Below are 13,702 nucleotides of genomic sequence, written 5' to 3'. Positions count from 1 at the left end.
GTCCGCGCCGGCAACCCGGATTCGGTTCGAGCGACGTCGAAGTGATGTCGCTGGTCGACGACGAAGCTCTAGCGTTCGAACCGTTCCGGCACGTGCCGGGGACGACCGCTGAGGAGATCAATGAGACTGAAATCCGTGACAGTGCGAGCCGGTTTCGCCACCGCCGTGGTCGCAGCGACCCTGGGGATCATCGCTCCGGCCGCGCACGCCCAGCCCTCGGCCGCCGCGACCGAGACCTCAGGGGTCTCCGCCCAGGGCTTCGAGTACCGCGGTATCTACCACTACATCGAGTGCCAGAACAGAAAGGCGGCGACGATCGCCATCGGCGGATACGCCGAATGCCGGTGGCGAGTCCCGTTGCTGCCCGACTACCGCGAACTGTGGTCCACCTGAGGGATCAGGGGACCAGAACCACCCGGCCGCGCACACCGCCCTTGGCGACGCGTTCGTACGCCGCGACCGCGTCGTCGAGGGGGTAGGTCGCGGCCACCCGGGTGGAGAGGATGCCCTGTTCGACCAGCTCGACCAGTTCGGTCAGGGCCTGCCGCGTCGCGTGCGCGAACACTGGCCGCACGCTGATCCCCCGCAGCGGCGTCGGCGGGGTTCCGGCGATCACGTGGGCGTGGACGCCGTTGTTGCGCACTGCCTCCTGCGCGGCGACTCCCAGCACCGCCGCATCGACCAGCCCGTCCACACCACCGGGGACAAGGTCGTGCACCGCAGAGGTCAGGTCGGCGCTCCTGGACACGAAGTGGTCGGCTCCGAAGCTCCGGACGAGTTCCTCGTCCTGGCCGCTGGCGGTGGCGATCACGGTGAGGCCGCGGTACTTGCCCAGCTCAACCGCGTAGCCGCCGACGCCGCCCGCTGCACCGGTGACCAGCAACGTCTGACCAGCGGAGAGGCCGAGTGCGTCCACCGCCTGCTGTGCGGTCCGCGCGTTCAGTGCAAAGGTGGAGGCGGCTGGGAAGTCCAGGCCTGCCGGAGCCGGAGCCACCGCGTGAGCCCCCAGTACGACGTACTCGGCGTGCGTCTTGAGTGGGCGGCCGAGCAGGTCGGACAAGCCGATGACGGGTGTGCCCGGAGCGAGGCCGACGCCCGGACCGGTTGCATCCACGGTGCCGGCCACGTCCCAGCCGGTGCCGAACTGCTCCCGGGGCGCGGCGATGCCGTAGCGGATCAGGGAGCCGTCACTGGTCGCCACGTCCACCGGGTTGACGGCTGCCGCTGCCACCTTGATGCGGACCTCGCCCGGCCGGGGATCGGGGCGGTCGGTGGTGATCAGTTCGAGGGCTGCCGGGCCTTCCAGCCGGCGGGCCACGAGTGCGCGCATCGTTCTCCTCGCAGGGTTGTTGGTGACACCACTCTGGGAGAGTTACTCTCTGCCGGGAAGTAGGCACTTCGAAGTACGTACCGCACCCCGAGGAGAGCGATGCCGACCCGAGACGCCGCCGCCCTGCGCCGCGAGGCGGCCCGCGCCTACGACGCGTACCTGGCGTCCTGCCCCGCTCGTCAGCTGGTCGACCGGATCAGCGACAAGTGGGTCACGCTGATCCTGCCCGCGCTGGCCGACGGCCCGCAGCGATACTCCGACCTGTCGCGCCGGATCGCCGGTGTCAGCCAGAAGATGCTCACCCAGACCCTGCGGTCGCTGGAGCGCGACGGACTGGTCACCAGGCACGTCACGCCGTCGGTCCCGGTGCGCGTCGACTACGAGCTGACTCCGCTGGGCCTGAGCCTGATGCCACTGATCGCTTGCATCAAGGACTGGGCCGAAACGCACATGGACCAGGTGGCTGCCGCTCGTCAGGACTACGACTCGGCCAGCAGCACAACTGGAGCGAAGGTATGAGCGATCGGCGAGTGGTCGTGCTGGTGGTACCGGCTGTCGGGAGTTGGGCTCCGCCTGGACGGGAGCCTGATGCCTGGCGACTGGCTCTCGCTGAGGACACCTACGAAGTGCTGGCCGCGCTGGACCTTGTCGAGGTGGCGATAGCTGTTGTCGGGGGCAATGACGAGGCGGTGGCGGAACTGGCCGCGCTCACGTGGCCGGGCACGCCCGTCTATGCCGTGGACGCGGATCGGCCGGTGCTCGACGCGGTGGACAAGTCCGGACCAGCCGCGGCGGTGGTGGCCGTGAGCCACGACGTACCGGACCTGCCTGGGCTGCTCATCGGGAAGCTGTTCCGCGCGCTGGGCTCCGCGGATCTCGCGGTGACGCCGGCCGAGGACGGCTCGCTGGCCGCGATCGGGGTCCGGCTGCCGGCCGCTCCGTGGGTGGTCGACGCCGGACCGACCTTCGACACCCCGCTCAGCACGCTCGACGAACTCAAGCCCCGCCGGCACGCCGTCGCCCTCGGACCGGGCTGGCACCGGCTCCGCTCCAACGCCGACCTGGCCCGGCTCGACCCGGGCCTGGAGGGCTGGGACGCCACCCGCGCGGTGCTCCGGGGTAAGTAAAGCCGATGGGAAAAAGCTGAGCCGTCACCTTCCTGTCGGTGGCTCGTTGGGACAGGCAGCGGGGACATGGGGGTGTCCTAGCGGCGACTCGTCGCGACTGACCTGCTGCCGGTGCCGTTCAGGGGCGGTGAAACCGGCCGGAGGCCAGGGGAGGGGGGAGCGACGAAGCCCCGGGCAGACGTGTGCGGGCCGGATCACAGGGACCGGCCCGCACACCCCGAACCCGGACACGCCTCACTCGAGCTGCCGGGACGACCTGCCGACGAGCTCCGTCACCGAGTGGTCCAGGCCCGCGGGCAGCGCATCTGTGGCGAACCAGGCCAGGTCGTCCGACTCCTCACTCACCACGTACTGCGTACCCGCGGTGGCCGTCACCTGGAACTGCACGTCCAGGTGGTAGGCGCCCTGGCAGCCACCGGCGCGGAGCAGATGACGGGACAGCTGCAGCGGCTCGGGCTCGATCGTCAGGCCGGTCAGCCCGGACTCCTCGGTCGCCTCCCGCAGGGCCGCACCGGCCAGGGTGGTGTCGCCGGCCTCGCAATGTCCGCCGAGCTGCAGCCAGGCGCCGACCGTCCGGTGCAAGGTGAGCAGCACCTTGCTCCCGCTCGGGTCCACGACCAGGGCGGAAGCGGTGACGTGCGCGGGCCGGCAACTGCGCCACATGCCGTCGTCATGCTCCGACAGATGGCGCAGGTAGAGCTCCCGGAGGCCCGCCTGCTCCGGGTCAGGGGGTGTCCAGCGGGTCAGGGTGGCGGTGGCGTCCTCGTGCAGCGTCACCGGTCCTTGTTGCCCTCGTCATCCTTCGACGTCTCGTCGTCCGATCCGTCAGCCGGTCCGCCGGTGGCGTCCGGCCGGTCGGACTGCTCGGTGAGGAAGTCGGAGATGTCCAGGTCGGACAGCTCGCCGGAGTGCCGGGCGAACCCGATCGGGTCGTCGAGATCGGCAGCGCTGGGCAGCAGGTCCGGGTGCGACCAGAGCTCGTCACGGCCGTCGGCGCCGCGGGCATCCCGGATGGCGGCCCACAGGTTCGCGGCGTCGCGCAGCCGGCGCGGCCGCAGCTGCAGACCGACCAGGGTGGCGAAGGTCTGCTCGGCCGGACCACCCGCCGCGCGCCGGCGGCGTACGGTCTCGGCCAGCTGGACGGCGGCCGGCATCCGGTCCTTGGTCGCCTCGCGGACCACGTCGTCGACCCAGCCCTCGACCAGCGCGAGCGCGGTCTCCAGCCGGGCCAGCGCGGCCTTCTGCTGCTCGGAGTCCTCCGGCTCGAACAGACCGCCGGCCAGCGCCGCCTGCAGTGCCTCCGGGTTCGCCATGTCGACGTCGGCCATGGCGGACTCGATCTTGCCGGTGTCCACCTGAATCCCGGCGGCGTAATCCGCGACGTGGGAGAAGAGGTGCTGCCGCAGCCACGGCGCTCCGGCGAACAGCCGCTGGTGCGCGGACTCGCGCAGCGCCAGGTAGAGGCGGACGTCCTCGTCGGTCACACCGAGGCCCTCGGCGAACTTGGCGACGTTGTCGGGCAGCAGCACGGCCTGACCGGCCGGCCCGAGCGGCAGACCGATGTCGGAGGAGCTGACCACTTCACCGGCCAGCTCACCGAGCGCCTGACCGACCTGCGCCCCGAAGATCGAGCCGCCGAGCTGGCGGAGCATGCCGGCCATCGGCCCGGCCAGCTGCTGCGCCTCGGCCGGCAGGGCGCTGCCCATCGCGCCGGCCACGTGCTCGGCGACCGGGTCGACCACGGTCTGCCAGACCGGCAGCGTGTTCTCCACCCACTCCGCGCGGCTCCAGGCCGCCGACGTGGTGGAGGCCTCGGGCAGCGTGGTGGCCTGGTCCAGCCAGTGCTCGGCCAGCCGGACCGCGTCGGCCACGCGGTCGTTGTCGGTGGGGGTGACGGACCGGTCGCCGTGGGCGGCGACGGTCTTGCGGGCGATGTCCTTGGCCAGGTCCCAGTTCACCGGCTTGCCGTCGGCCGAGCCGCTGAGCAGCTGCTGGACCTGGGCGAAGATCGCGTTCAGGTCGGGGGCGCCGCCCGCGCCGGACGCACCGGAGAACTGCTGGAACATGGCCTCGAACGGAGTTCCCTTGAACGGGTTGTCCGGTTCGTCGCTCATCGGAGTGGCCTTCCTGTGCAGATGGGGCGTACAACCCCAACGTACCGGTGGACGGCTACCGTTCCTCCACAGGCGAACGGTTTCGCCTGATCCCCACGGCAGACGCAAGGGATACTGTGGGCAGTCCGGCGGGAGGCGAGGAAGGTCATGACCGAGGCGATCAGGCTGCTGGACATCCGTGACAGCACGCTGTCCAGCGACGAGGTGCTGGCCGCGGTCGCCGACCCGGCGGCCGGCGGGACCGCGCTGTTCGTCGGTACCGTGCGCAACCACGACCACGCCCGGCCCGTCGACGAGCTCAGCTACGAGGCCCACCCGGACGCTCTCGCGCACCTGCGCAAGGTGGCGGAGCGGATCTGCGAGGACCCGGCCGTGACCGCGCTGGCGGCGGTGCACCGGACCGGTCCGCTGGCGATCGGCGACGCCGCGGTGATCGTCGCGGTCGCCGCCGCGCACCGGGAGACGGCCTTCGCCGCGTGCCGCCGGCTGATCGACGACCTCAAGGCCGAGGTCCCGATTTGGAAACACCAGCACTTCAGCGACGGTGCGAGCGAGTGGGTCGGCGCCTGCTGACCCGTACGCTGGGGCGTATGACTGCGAAGGTGACCGGATGAAGGTGCTGGCCTGGCTGGCGTTCCCGCTGGCCGCGACCGTGCTGGCGATGGGCTGGGCGGCCTGGCGTGGCCGCGCCCGTGGTCCGCGCCGCTCCGGTGGCGCCTTCTCCTCGGTGGAGGACTTCCGCCGGTTCAACGAGGCCATCGCCGCTCCCGGCCCCCGGGCCACCCCCGCGCCGCGCGCAGGTTTGCGCGGTCTCACCGGCAAGTTCAAGAGTGCAGGGCAGGGTTCGTGACACGTCGTACCGCCACGCTGGTCACCTCGATCGTCGTGCTCGTCTTCTCGCTCGGCCTGGTCACCGTGTTCCCGGTGCCGTTCGTCTCGTTCAGCCCGGGGCCGGTGAAGGACACTCTGGGCAGCAGCGGCGGCAAACCGGTGGTCGAGGTCACCGGGCACGAGACGTTCCCGACCGACGGCCAGCTCGACCTGACCACGGTCTCGGTGACCTCCCCGGACCGTGACCTGACCCTGCCGCAGGCGATGCGCAACTGGCTCGACCCGCACCACGACCTCTTTCCGCGCGACATCATCTACCCGCCCGAGCAGACCGCGGACGAGGTGGAGCAGCAGAACGAGGCCGAGATGACCGGCTCCCAGGACAGCGCCGTCGCGGCCGCTCTGCAGGCGGCCAAGGTGCCGTTCCACCCGAAGGTGTCGACGGTGTCCAAGGGCAGCCCGGCCGACGGCAAGCTGAAGCCGGGCGACGTGGTGCTCGAGGTCGACGGCGTCGCCGCCACCCAGGTGCCGCAGGTCGGCGAGCTCGTCCGCAAGAACAAGGTCGGCGACGACGTCGACTTCCTGATCCGCCGCGGCGGCGCCGAGCGGACCGTCGTGGTCAAGGCCGCGGCCGCCCCGGGCGACCCGAAACGGCCGATGGTCGGCATCACGATCGGCGTCGACTCGCCGGTCAAGGTGAGCGTCAACCTCGGCCAGGACATCGGCGGCCCGAGCGCCGGTACGGCGTTCGCGCTGGCCATCTACGACAAGCTGACCCCGGGCCCGCTGCTGGCCGGCAAGCACGTCGCCGGCACCGGCACGATCGACGCGCTCGGCCAGGTCGGCGCGATCGGCGGCATCCAGCAGAAGATCGCCGGCGCGAAGGAGGCGGGTGCGACCGTCTTCCTGGTCCCGGCGCCGAACTGCGAGGCCGCGCTGCACGCCGGCGTGGACGGCATCCAGCTGGTGAAGATGAGCACCTTGGACGACGCGATCGGCGCCCTGAAGGCGCTCGGCACCGGAACTGGAGACGTCCCGTCATGCACGCGATAGACAACCTGCCCGCCGACGCCCTGAGCCGGGCGGTGGTGGAGATCGAGAAGCACGTCAGCAGCGGTGGCTGGGACCAGCCCGCCCAGCTGTTCGCGCTGGTCCCGACCGAGGAGCTGCTGGCCGCCGAGCCGAAGCTTGCGGCCGAGCTCGGCGCCGACGACGCGTCCCAGCCGCTCACCCCGGTCGCCCAGGGCGAGCTGCCCGGCGGGACCGACGACAGCGACCTGGCCGGCGTGCTGGCCCCAGATCGAGTGGCCGGACGGAGTCTCCGGCTGCGCCCTCGCGGTCGAGCGCGTCGTGCTGCCGGCCGCGGCCGAGGCCGGGCTGTCGAGTGCCGAGTCCGACGCCGAGCTGGCCCGGATGGCGGCCAGCGACCCGCGCCGGCACGAGGTCCGGATGGTCGCCGCGGTGCTGCGTGACGGCGACCGGTTCGGTGCGGTCCGGCTGCGGTCCCACGACGAGGACGCCGCGGTGCTCACGGGTACGGACTTGGTCCCCACGCTGTGCGAAGTACTGTCATTGACATTCGAGCCTTCGGCCGGCACCGCGCCGGCCGGGGGTGACCGGGCTGAAGCCAGTCCGGTCGACGGCGCCTCGGCCGACCACGCCCGGGGCTCGCGTCAGAGTACGGACGAGGAGAACCGAGCATGAGCGACGGCGTCTACGACCTGCCGGAGGAGCCGCGGCGGTCGCGGCGTACCCCCGGCCAACGCCCCCGCGCGTTGCTGCCCACGATCGCCACCCTGATCGTGCTGCTCATCTTGTTCAGCGTCTTCACCGACGTGTGGACGCAGCGACTCTGGTACCGATCGGTCGACCTGAGCTCGGTGTTCAGCACCGTGCTCGGCACCCGGGTGCTGCTGTTCGTCGTGGTGGGTCTGCTGATGGCCGCGGCCGTGGTGACGAACGTGGTCATCGCCTACCGGACCCGGCCGCGGGTGGCACTCGCGCCGTCGCCGAGCCCCGGCTTCGAGCGGTACGGCGAACTGCTGCAGCAGCGCGGCAAGCTCGCGGTCGCCGTGCTCGGCGCGCTGATGCTGATCTTCGGCGGCTCCGCGGCGTCGGGGGAGTGGAAGGTCTTTCTCGCCTGGCGCAACCGGACCCCGTTCGGCGTGAACGACCAGCACTTCAACATGGACATCGCGTTCTTCGTCTTCGACTACCCGTGGCTGCGCGTCCTGCTCGGCTTCGGTTACTCGATCGTCCTGCTCTCGCTGGTCGCCGCGATCATCACCCACTACCTGTACGGCGGGTTCCGCCCGTCGGCGAAGGGGCAGAAGGCCTCCGGCGCCGCGCAGGTGCAGTTCTCCGTGCTGCTCGGTCTGCTGGTGCTGCTGAAGGCCTTCAGCTACTGGCTCGACCGGTACGGCCTGACCACCTCGGACAGCCGCCTGTTCACCGGCATCTCCTACACCGGTGACAACGCGGTCCTGCCCAGCAAGGAGATCCTGGCCGTCATCGCACTGCTCTGTGCGGGACTGTTCTTCGCCAACGTGGTCCGCAAGACGTGGTTGCTGCCGGGCGTCGGCACCGTCGTGCTGGTGCTGTCCGCGGTGCTGCTCGGCGCCCTCTGGCCGGCCGCGCTGCAGCAGCTGCGGGTCCGCCCGAGCGAGCCGATCCGCGAGGCGGCGTACATCACCAAGAACATCGAGGCCACCCGCCAGGCGTACGGCCTGGAGAAGACCGAGGTCGTGAACTACGCGGCCAAGACCACCACGGCCACGCCGTCGGAGCTGGAGGCCGACGCCGGCGTGCTGCCCGGCATCCGGCTGATCGACCCGAGCGTGGTCGGTCCGACGTTCGAGCAGCTGCAGCAGGTCCGTGGTTTCTACTCGTTCCCCAGTGACCTGGACGTCGACCGGTACAAGATCGGCAACGAGGTCCGCGACACCGTGATCGCGGTCCGCGAGGTGCAGGTCGACCGGCTGCCCCCGGGCCAGCGCAACTGGAACAACGACCACACGGTCTACACCCACGGCTACGGCGTGGTCGCCGCGAACGGCAACCAGCGCTCTCCCGACGGTACGCCGGTGTTCTCCTCCAAGGACCTGCCGCCGACCGGTGATCTCGGCAAGTACGAGCCCCGGATCTACTTCGGTGAGCAGTCGCCGGACTACTCCATCGTCGGTGCGCCCGAAGGGGCGCCGCCGGTCGAGCTGGACACGCCCGAGGGCAAGAACGGCGGCGACCCGACGCTGAACACCTACGAGGGCAAGGGTGGCGTCGAGATCGGCTCGTTCGGCAACCGGCTGCTCTACGCCACCAAGTTCCGGGACGCGAACATCCTGCTGTCCGGCCGGGTGAACGAGGCGTCGAAGATCCTCTACGACCGCAACCCGCGCGAGCGGGTCGAGAAGGCCGCGCCGTGGCTGACCCCGGACGGCGACCCGTACCCGGCCGTCGTCGACGGCCAGGTGGTCTGGATCGTCGACGGCTACACCACCTCGGCGAACTACCCGTACTCGCAGAAGGTGGCGCTGGACGACAGCACCCGGGACACCACCACCGGGCGGGGCGCGATCGCGACCCAGCCGAGCGAGGAGATCAACTACATCCGCAACTCGGTGAAGGCGGTCGTGAACGCCTACGACGGCTCGGTCGAGCTGTACGCCTGGGACGAGAACGACCCGCTGCTGAAGACCTGGATGAAGGCGTTCCCCGGCACGGTGAAGCCGCGTGCCGACATCTCGCCGGCGCTGATGTCGCACCTGCGCTACCCCGAGGACATCTTCAAGGTGCAGCGCGACATGCTGGCCAAGTACCACGTCCGCGACGCCGGCACCTGGTACCAGAACAGTGACCTGTGGCGCGTGCCGGCCGACCCGACCGGTACCGGCACGGCCGACTCGCCGGTGCAGAACCAGCCGCCGTTCTACCTGTCGCTGCGGATGCCGGGCCAGGAGACGCCGAAGTTCTCCCTCACCTCGGTGTACGTGCCGAACGCCGAGCGGGAGAACCTGACCGCGTTCATGGCCGTCGACGCGGAGGCGTCGTCGCCGGACTACGGCAAGTTCAGGATCCTTCGCTTGCCGGGCAACGTGCAGATCCCTGGTCCTGGACAGGTCTACAACAAGTTCCAGACCGACGAGGGGATCCGGTCGGCCCTGCTGCCGATCAACCAGCCGACCAGTGGCGCCCGCGCGCAGTACGGGAACCTGCTGACTTTGCCACTGGGTGGCGGTCTGCTCTACGTCCAGCCGGTGTACTCCGTGCGGACCAGCGGTCCGGGTAGCTACCCGGTGCTGCGGTACGTGCTGGTGTCGTTCGGTGAGCGGGTGGCTTTCGGGTCGACGCTGTCGGAGGCGCTGACCAAGGTGTTCAACACTTCGGTCGGCAACGACCCGGACCCGGATCCCAACCCGAACGAGCCGACTCCGCCGCCGGCGAACCAGACGATCAAGCAGGCGCTCGCGGACGCCGACAAGGCGTTCGCCGACGCCGACGCGGCCCTGCGGCGCGGCGACCTGAACGGGTACCAGGCCAACATCAAGAAGGCGCAGGCCGCGGTGGCCCGGGCGATCGCGGCCGGTGCCCAGGTGCCGAACAACCCGACACCGACGCCGACCCCGACCGGTACTCCGCCCACACCGACGAATCCGCCGAGCTCACCCACCGGCTGAGTTCACGCCAGGCGGCGGCCTCCCCGCTCCACGGGGAAGCCGCCGCCTTCGCGTTGTCCACAGGCTTGGCGATCGCGGCCGGAGATCGGCCACGATCACGGCACCTTCTAGGCAAGAGATCACCCACCGGTGGTCGCCGAGCCTTCAGGAGGCAGCATGTTCACAGCCCGTACCCGTCTCGTGGCGAGCGGCTTCATCGCCCTGCTGGCCGGTCTGCTGCCCGCCTCCGTGCCCGCGGCGCAGGCCCGTGAAATCCCGTCGACCACCACCCAGCGAGAGGTCTGCACCTTGGACGGCTTCGTCATCGACCACCTGCCCGACGGCCTCGGCACCCCGAGCGACTTCGAGTACGAGTGGGAGGAGGTGACCTTTCACAGCCGGGTCTGGGAGACCGGGCCCGACCCCGACGGCGCCACCAAGGTCGACCTCACTCTCAAGACCATCCGCGGCGACCGTGTCGCCGACCTGGAGACCCTGCGCGAGTTCCTCACCGAGTACCACGAGAAGGACCCCGCGGCCTGGCAGCTCACTCCCGCGCAGCTCGGGTCCTACGGCGGCTACACCGTGGACGGGCAGGCCTTCTACTTCGTCTCCCCAGGGCTCGCCGCCGAGTTGACCATCGACCGCACCCGCTTCCCGCAGGAAGCACTGCTGGCCACGGCCGAGGGGTTCCACCCGGCCCCGGCTTGATGCGGTAGGCCAGGGGGCCGGCTAGTAGCCGATCAGGCGGTGCATCCGCAGGAACGACTGCTCGAACCCGAGTCGCGGCCAGGTGCGGGAGGACAGCAGGTTCGTCACCCGCCAGTCCGTCACCACCGAGTCGTAGCCGGCCTCCCGGCACCACTGCAGCACGGTCTCACCGAGCGCTCGCCCGGCTCCCCGCCCGCGCGCCGCCGGCAGCACCGCCGCGAACCCGAGGAACCCGGCGTTGTCCGGGCGCGCCAGCCCTTGGTGGGTGCTCGACTTCTCCAGCGAGCACCCGATCGCCGAACCGATCACCTGACCGTTGTCCTCAGCAACAAAGGTGGCGAACTCGGGGTCGTCGATCGACTGCTGCCAGTCCGCCACCGCCTCCTGCACCGTCGGCACCACCCCGGCCGAGAACACCGGCGACAACCCTTGGTGCTGCGGCAGCGCCAGATCCAGCTCCGCCAGCACCGGAATGTCCTTCCGCTCGGCTCGCCGGATCACCAGTTCCGTGCGGGGCTTGGCCGGCTCCGGCAGGTCCCGGATGCCGTGCGCATGCTGAGCCCCGAACCCCAACCGGAACCACGCGTCCACCAGCGCCGCGTCGTTCGGCACGAGCACGTAGTGCGCCGTCCGCCCCTCATCCACCCAGCGTGCGGCGGCCGCGGCGTACAGGTCCCGCACTGTCTCAGCCTCGAGCGCAGCGACCCCAGCCGACTCCACCCAGACGTTCGGCCCCCACACCGCGCCCTTCGGTGCCCCCAGCAAATACCCCCTGAGCTCGCCCCCGTCGACAGCGACCGCCCCGGAGGCGCCTTCGCTCTCCCACACCCCGGTCACCTCGGCCAGCGCGATCTCCACATCCTCGAAGTCCCCGCGCAACAGCGGGTACCTCCTCCGATGCTCGCGGTGACGCCCCGCCAGCAACCGAGCCGCCGCACCCAGATCCGCCTCCGCGAACCCCCGAACCACCATCCCACCCATGCCCCGCACGCTACGCCGACCACCCCGCACCCCACACCCGTTTTTCCCTCCGGCCCCCGATTTGGTTCTTCTCCCACCCATCCCCTAAACTAAAGACACAACGGCGCGGGGTGGAGCAGCTCGGTAGCTCGCTGGGCTCATAACCCAGAGGTCGCAGGTTCAAATCCTGCCCCCGCTACCACAGAAGGCCCGGACCATACGGTCCGGGCCTTCGCTTTGGTGGTTGGACTGGGCAGCGAACACCGCCTTGTCGGTGAGCTCGCCAACTCGATCGAGCTGGTCCTCGACCGAGTTGGGTCAGATGCACGGTTCGGGCTGCAGCGCGCGCAGCGGCAGCCGGTCGTACGCGCCTTCGTCGACGCCCGGGGGCAGCAGCTGTTTCCGGCTTAGTACCCGACGTCGAGCGATACGTGGCACAGGTCGAGCGTCTGACCGATACCCGAAGGCACGACAACGAAGGCTTGGTCAGGGGCGCCGACCGAATCCGGGCGCGGGGCCACGCTCCGGTGCCGGGATGCGAGGTGCGGTCAGCGGCCTTGGTCCTTGCCGTAGGAGGCGGGCGGGAACTTCCAGAGCGGGCTGTCGACCAGCTGGGTGAGCTGAGTGATCGACAGCAACGGCAGTGTCCGGGTCGGTGCAGCCTTCTTGGTGGCCGTGGCGTTGGCGCTCGACGCGTAATTGACCCTTCCGTCGGGACGGTAGACGGAGACACTGTTGATGATCGGTTCCCCGGTCCGGGTGGGCTTCACCTGATAGGCCAGGATCGTCGAGCCGTCCGGCCGGACCTTGCAGTTGACCGTGGTCGGCTGGTTCGCGCAGCCCATGGCGAGCTTGCTCGTCTGGACCGAAGCCTCGATATGGGAGGCGCCCTTGCCGTCATCGGCCAGGACCGAGACGCCGATGAAGTTGTCGCCCCACACCTTGTCGCCGGAGACCTGAAGGCCCCGCGGCAGCAACGCCTTGAGCGTTCGCAATGTCTGCTGCGGCGTCGTCTGGACGGTGGAAGAGGTGGTGGCAGCGGTCGTGTCGACGGAGGCGGCTGGAGCGGGCGCACCAGCGACAGACACTCCGTCGGCGCCGGAGCTGCCGACCAGGTTGATCCCGCCCATCACCACTGCGGCCGTGGTCAGGGTCGCGCCGATGGCGGTGATGCCACGCACGGCGGTTCGGCGGCGCCGCAAGGTGATGCCACGGCGCAGGCCGCGCTCCACCAGATCCACCGACTCGAGTTCGACGTTCTCGACTTCTTGCCGCAGGAGCTCCGGCAGGGTGTTGCTGAGGTCGTTCATGAGTTTCTCCTTGGTCATCGAGTCAGTAGGTGGTCAGCTGCGTGGCTTGATCGCCGAGAACGTCGCGGAGCCGGTCGAGGGCCCGCATGGTCCGGCTTTTCACCGAGTTGGCGGACTTGCCGAGATCGAGTGCGACCTGCTCGACGCTGCGGTCCTCGAGGAACCGCAGCACCAGCACCGCACGATCCAGCGGAGGCAACTCGGCCAAGGCCTTCTGCATGGACATCCGCAGCTCCGGGTCGTTGACCCGGTCGGGCCGGTCCGGGATCGTCGAGGTCGGCCGCTCGGTCCAGCTACGACGTCGTCGCTGGGACAGGAAGGTGCGGGTCAGCACGGTCTGCGCGTACGAGGGCGGGTTGTCGATTTGGCGCCACCCCAGGTACATCTTGGCCAGCGTCTCCTGCACCAGGTCCTCGGCGTGATGCCGATCGCCGGTCAGCAGCCAGGCGGTCCGGTAGAGGGAGCGCGCCCGTGCCTTGGCGAATTTCTCGAAGTCGTCCGTGCTCATCGCAGCCCTTCGTCGCGGTCTCACTGAGAAGGACGCATCGACGCGCCGACCAGGTGTCAAAATCCGCCGGGGCCCGTGGTTCCCGGCGCGGGTGACACGCATCGTGGGGCCCGGGGCGTCCTTGAGGGTGATCCGATCCAGGCCCAGTGCGTCCTGCGG

The 13,702-nt window shown here is 70.2% G+C and carries 16 protein-coding genes and 1 tRNA gene; 11 read left to right on the top strand and 6 right to left on the bottom strand.

All coding sequences use genetic code 11. The annotated features are described in order from the left end of the window. Positions 1-120 precede the first annotated feature (120 nt). Positions 121-393, top strand: a complete 273-nt coding sequence (locus tag KFLA_RS26365; protein ID WP_012922886.1) for a hypothetical protein — start codon at positions 121-123, stop codon at positions 391-393. A gap of 4 nt (positions 394-397) precedes the next feature. Here KFLA_RS26365 and KFLA_RS26360 read toward each other — a convergent pair whose 3' ends face one another. Beyond that, the gene (locus KFLA_RS26360) at positions 398-1,330 is read right to left on the bottom strand and encodes an NADP-dependent oxidoreductase (RefSeq protein WP_012922885.1); all 933 of its coding nucleotides are present in this window, start codon (positions 1,328-1,330) and stop codon (positions 398-400) included. A 99-nt stretch (positions 1,331-1,429) separates the two neighbouring features. Between KFLA_RS26360 and KFLA_RS26355 the strand changes: the two genes are divergently transcribed. Continuing rightward, positions 1,430-1,849 carry a winged helix-turn-helix transcriptional regulator gene (locus tag KFLA_RS26355; RefSeq protein WP_012922884.1) on the top strand — a complete coding sequence of 140 codons (420 nt, stop codon included), beginning with the start codon at positions 1,430-1,432 and terminating at the stop codon, positions 1,847-1,849. Continuing rightward, complete coding sequence (locus tag KFLA_RS26350) at positions 1,846-2,457, top strand: DUF2064 domain-containing protein (protein ID WP_012922883.1); 612 nt, start codon at positions 1,846-1,848, stop codon at positions 2,455-2,457. Before KFLA_RS26355 ends, KFLA_RS26350 begins: the two co-directional genes overlap by 4 nt. Positions 2,458-2,691: 234 nt before the next feature. On the opposite strand, the gene KFLA_RS26345 is transcribed toward KFLA_RS26350, so the two are convergent. Both KFLA_RS26345 and KFLA_RS26340 read right to left on the bottom strand, forming a co-directional pair. Next, positions 2,692-3,234: an NUDIX hydrolase gene (locus KFLA_RS26345; protein ID WP_012922882.1), complete on the bottom strand. Its 543-nt coding sequence runs from the start codon at positions 3,232-3,234 to the stop codon at positions 2,692-2,694. Beyond that, entirely contained in the window at positions 3,231-4,571 is a 1,341-nt protein-coding gene (locus KFLA_RS26340; protein ID WP_012922881.1) for a zinc-dependent metalloprotease, read from the bottom strand. Before KFLA_RS26340 ends, KFLA_RS26345 begins: the two co-directional genes overlap by 4 nt. 147 nt (positions 4,572-4,718) lie before the next feature. On the opposite strand from KFLA_RS26340, the gene KFLA_RS26335 reads away from it, so the two are divergent. The 7 genes from KFLA_RS26335 (at position 4,719) to KFLA_RS26310 (ending at position 10,765) form a co-directional block, all read left to right on the top strand. Then, a complete protein-coding gene (locus tag KFLA_RS26335; RefSeq protein ID WP_012922880.1) occupies positions 4,719-5,144 on the top strand; it encodes a molybdenum cofactor biosynthesis protein MoaE in 426 nt (141 codons plus the stop codon). A gap of 37 nt (positions 5,145-5,181) precedes the next feature. Continuing rightward, complete coding sequence (locus KFLA_RS26330; protein ID WP_012922879.1) at positions 5,182-5,421, top strand: hypothetical protein; 240 nt, start codon at positions 5,182-5,184, stop codon at positions 5,419-5,421. Further along, the gene (locus KFLA_RS26325) at positions 5,418-6,455 is read left to right on the top strand and encodes a YlbL family protein (RefSeq protein ID WP_012922878.1); all 1,038 of its coding nucleotides are present in this window, start codon (positions 5,418-5,420) and stop codon (positions 6,453-6,455) included. Before KFLA_RS26330 ends, KFLA_RS26325 begins: the two co-directional genes overlap by 4 nt. Then, entirely contained in the window at positions 6,443-6,874 is a 432-nt protein-coding gene (locus tag KFLA_RS36890) for a PPA1309 family protein (protein ID WP_202797026.1), read from the top strand. The genes KFLA_RS26325 and KFLA_RS36890 overlap by 13 nt, the downstream gene beginning before the upstream one ends. Continuing rightward, a complete protein-coding gene (locus tag KFLA_RS39735) occupies positions 6,756-7,106 on the top strand; it encodes a hypothetical protein (RefSeq protein WP_420167162.1) in 351 nt (116 codons plus the stop codon). Before KFLA_RS36890 ends, KFLA_RS39735 begins: the two co-directional genes overlap by 119 nt. Then, on the top strand, positions 7,103-10,075 hold the full coding sequence (locus tag KFLA_RS26315; protein ID WP_012922877.1) for a UPF0182 family membrane protein: 2,973 nt from the start codon (positions 7,103-7,105) through the stop codon (positions 10,073-10,075). Before KFLA_RS39735 ends, KFLA_RS26315 begins: the two co-directional genes overlap by 4 nt. A gap of 156 nt (positions 10,076-10,231) precedes the next feature. Continuing rightward, positions 10,232-10,765: a hypothetical protein gene (locus tag KFLA_RS26310; RefSeq protein WP_012922876.1), complete on the top strand. Its 534-nt coding sequence runs from the start codon at positions 10,232-10,234 to the stop codon at positions 10,763-10,765. A 21-nt stretch (positions 10,766-10,786) separates the two neighbouring features. Here the strand turns inward: KFLA_RS26310 and KFLA_RS26305 are convergent, their stop codons facing one another. Next, positions 10,787-11,746 (bottom strand): GNAT family N-acetyltransferase, encoded by a 960-nt coding sequence (locus KFLA_RS26305; protein WP_237706598.1) that lies wholly within the window; start codon positions 11,744-11,746, stop codon positions 10,787-10,789. Between the two features lie 104 nt (positions 11,747-11,850). Here KFLA_RS26305 and KFLA_RS26300 point away from each other — a divergent pair. Beyond that, positions 11,851-11,927 (top strand) — tRNA-Met (locus KFLA_RS26300). 346 nt (positions 11,928-12,273) lie between these two features. Here the strand turns inward: KFLA_RS26300 and KFLA_RS26295 are convergent. Both KFLA_RS26295 and KFLA_RS26290 read right to left on the bottom strand, forming a co-directional pair. Then, on the bottom strand, positions 12,274-12,966 hold the full coding sequence (locus tag KFLA_RS26295) for a hypothetical protein (protein WP_148256738.1): 693 nt from the start codon (positions 12,964-12,966) through the stop codon (positions 12,274-12,276). A gap of 91 nt (positions 12,967-13,057) precedes the next feature. Continuing rightward, positions 13,058-13,543, bottom strand: coding sequence for a SigE family RNA polymerase sigma factor (locus KFLA_RS26290; protein ID WP_012922873.1), 486 nt, complete (start codon positions 13,541-13,543; stop codon positions 13,058-13,060). Positions 13,544-13,702 lie beyond the last annotated feature (159 nt).

Origin of the sequence: Kribbella flavida DSM 17836, assembly GCF_000024345.1 — a bacterium.
Taxonomy (GTDB): Bacteria; Actinomycetota; Actinomycetes; order Propionibacteriales; family Kribbellaceae; genus Kribbella; species Kribbella flavida.
Note: the sequence above shows the minus strand (reverse complement) of the source record. Positions and strands in the feature narration are given on the sequence as shown.

Bases quoted from the DNA above. Each gene is read 5' to 3' on its own strand.
- KFLA_RS26360 (WP_012922885.1), bottom strand. From the start codon at position 1,330: ATGCGCGCACTCGTGGCCCGCCGGCTGGAAGGCCCGGCAGCCCTCGAA.
- KFLA_RS26305 (WP_237706598.1), bottom strand. From the start codon at position 11,746: ATGGGTGGGATGGTGGTTCGGGGGTTCGCGGAGGCGGATCTGGGTGCG.
- KFLA_RS26315 (WP_012922877.1), top strand. From the start codon at position 7,103: ATGAGCGACGGCGTCTACGACCTGCCGGAGGAGCCGCGGCGGTCGCGG.
- KFLA_RS26330 (WP_012922879.1), top strand. From the start codon at position 5,182: ATGAAGGTGCTGGCCTGGCTGGCGTTCCCGCTGGCCGCGACCGTGCTG.
- KFLA_RS26335 (WP_012922880.1), top strand. From the start codon at position 4,719: ATGACCGAGGCGATCAGGCTGCTGGACATCCGTGACAGCACGCTGTCC.
- KFLA_RS26340 (WP_012922881.1), bottom strand. From the start codon at position 4,571: ATGAGCGACGAACCGGACAACCCGTTCAAGGGAACTCCGTTCGAGGCC.
- KFLA_RS26290 (WP_012922873.1), bottom strand. From the start codon at position 13,543: ATGAGCACGGACGACTTCGAGAAATTCGCCAAGGCACGGGCGCGCTCC.
- KFLA_RS26350 (WP_012922883.1), top strand. From the start codon at position 1,846: ATGAGCGATCGGCGAGTGGTCGTGCTGGTGGTACCGGCTGTCGGGAGT.
- KFLA_RS26365 (WP_012922886.1), top strand. From the start codon at position 121: ATGAGACTGAAATCCGTGACAGTGCGAGCCGGTTTCGCCACCGCCGTG.
- KFLA_RS36890 (WP_202797026.1), top strand. From the start codon at position 6,443: ATGCACGCGATAGACAACCTGCCCGCCGACGCCCTGAGCCGGGCGGTG.
- KFLA_RS26355 (WP_012922884.1), top strand. From the start codon at position 1,430: ATGCCGACCCGAGACGCCGCCGCCCTGCGCCGCGAGGCGGCCCGCGCC.
- KFLA_RS26310 (WP_012922876.1), top strand. From the start codon at position 10,232: ATGTTCACAGCCCGTACCCGTCTCGTGGCGAGCGGCTTCATCGCCCTG.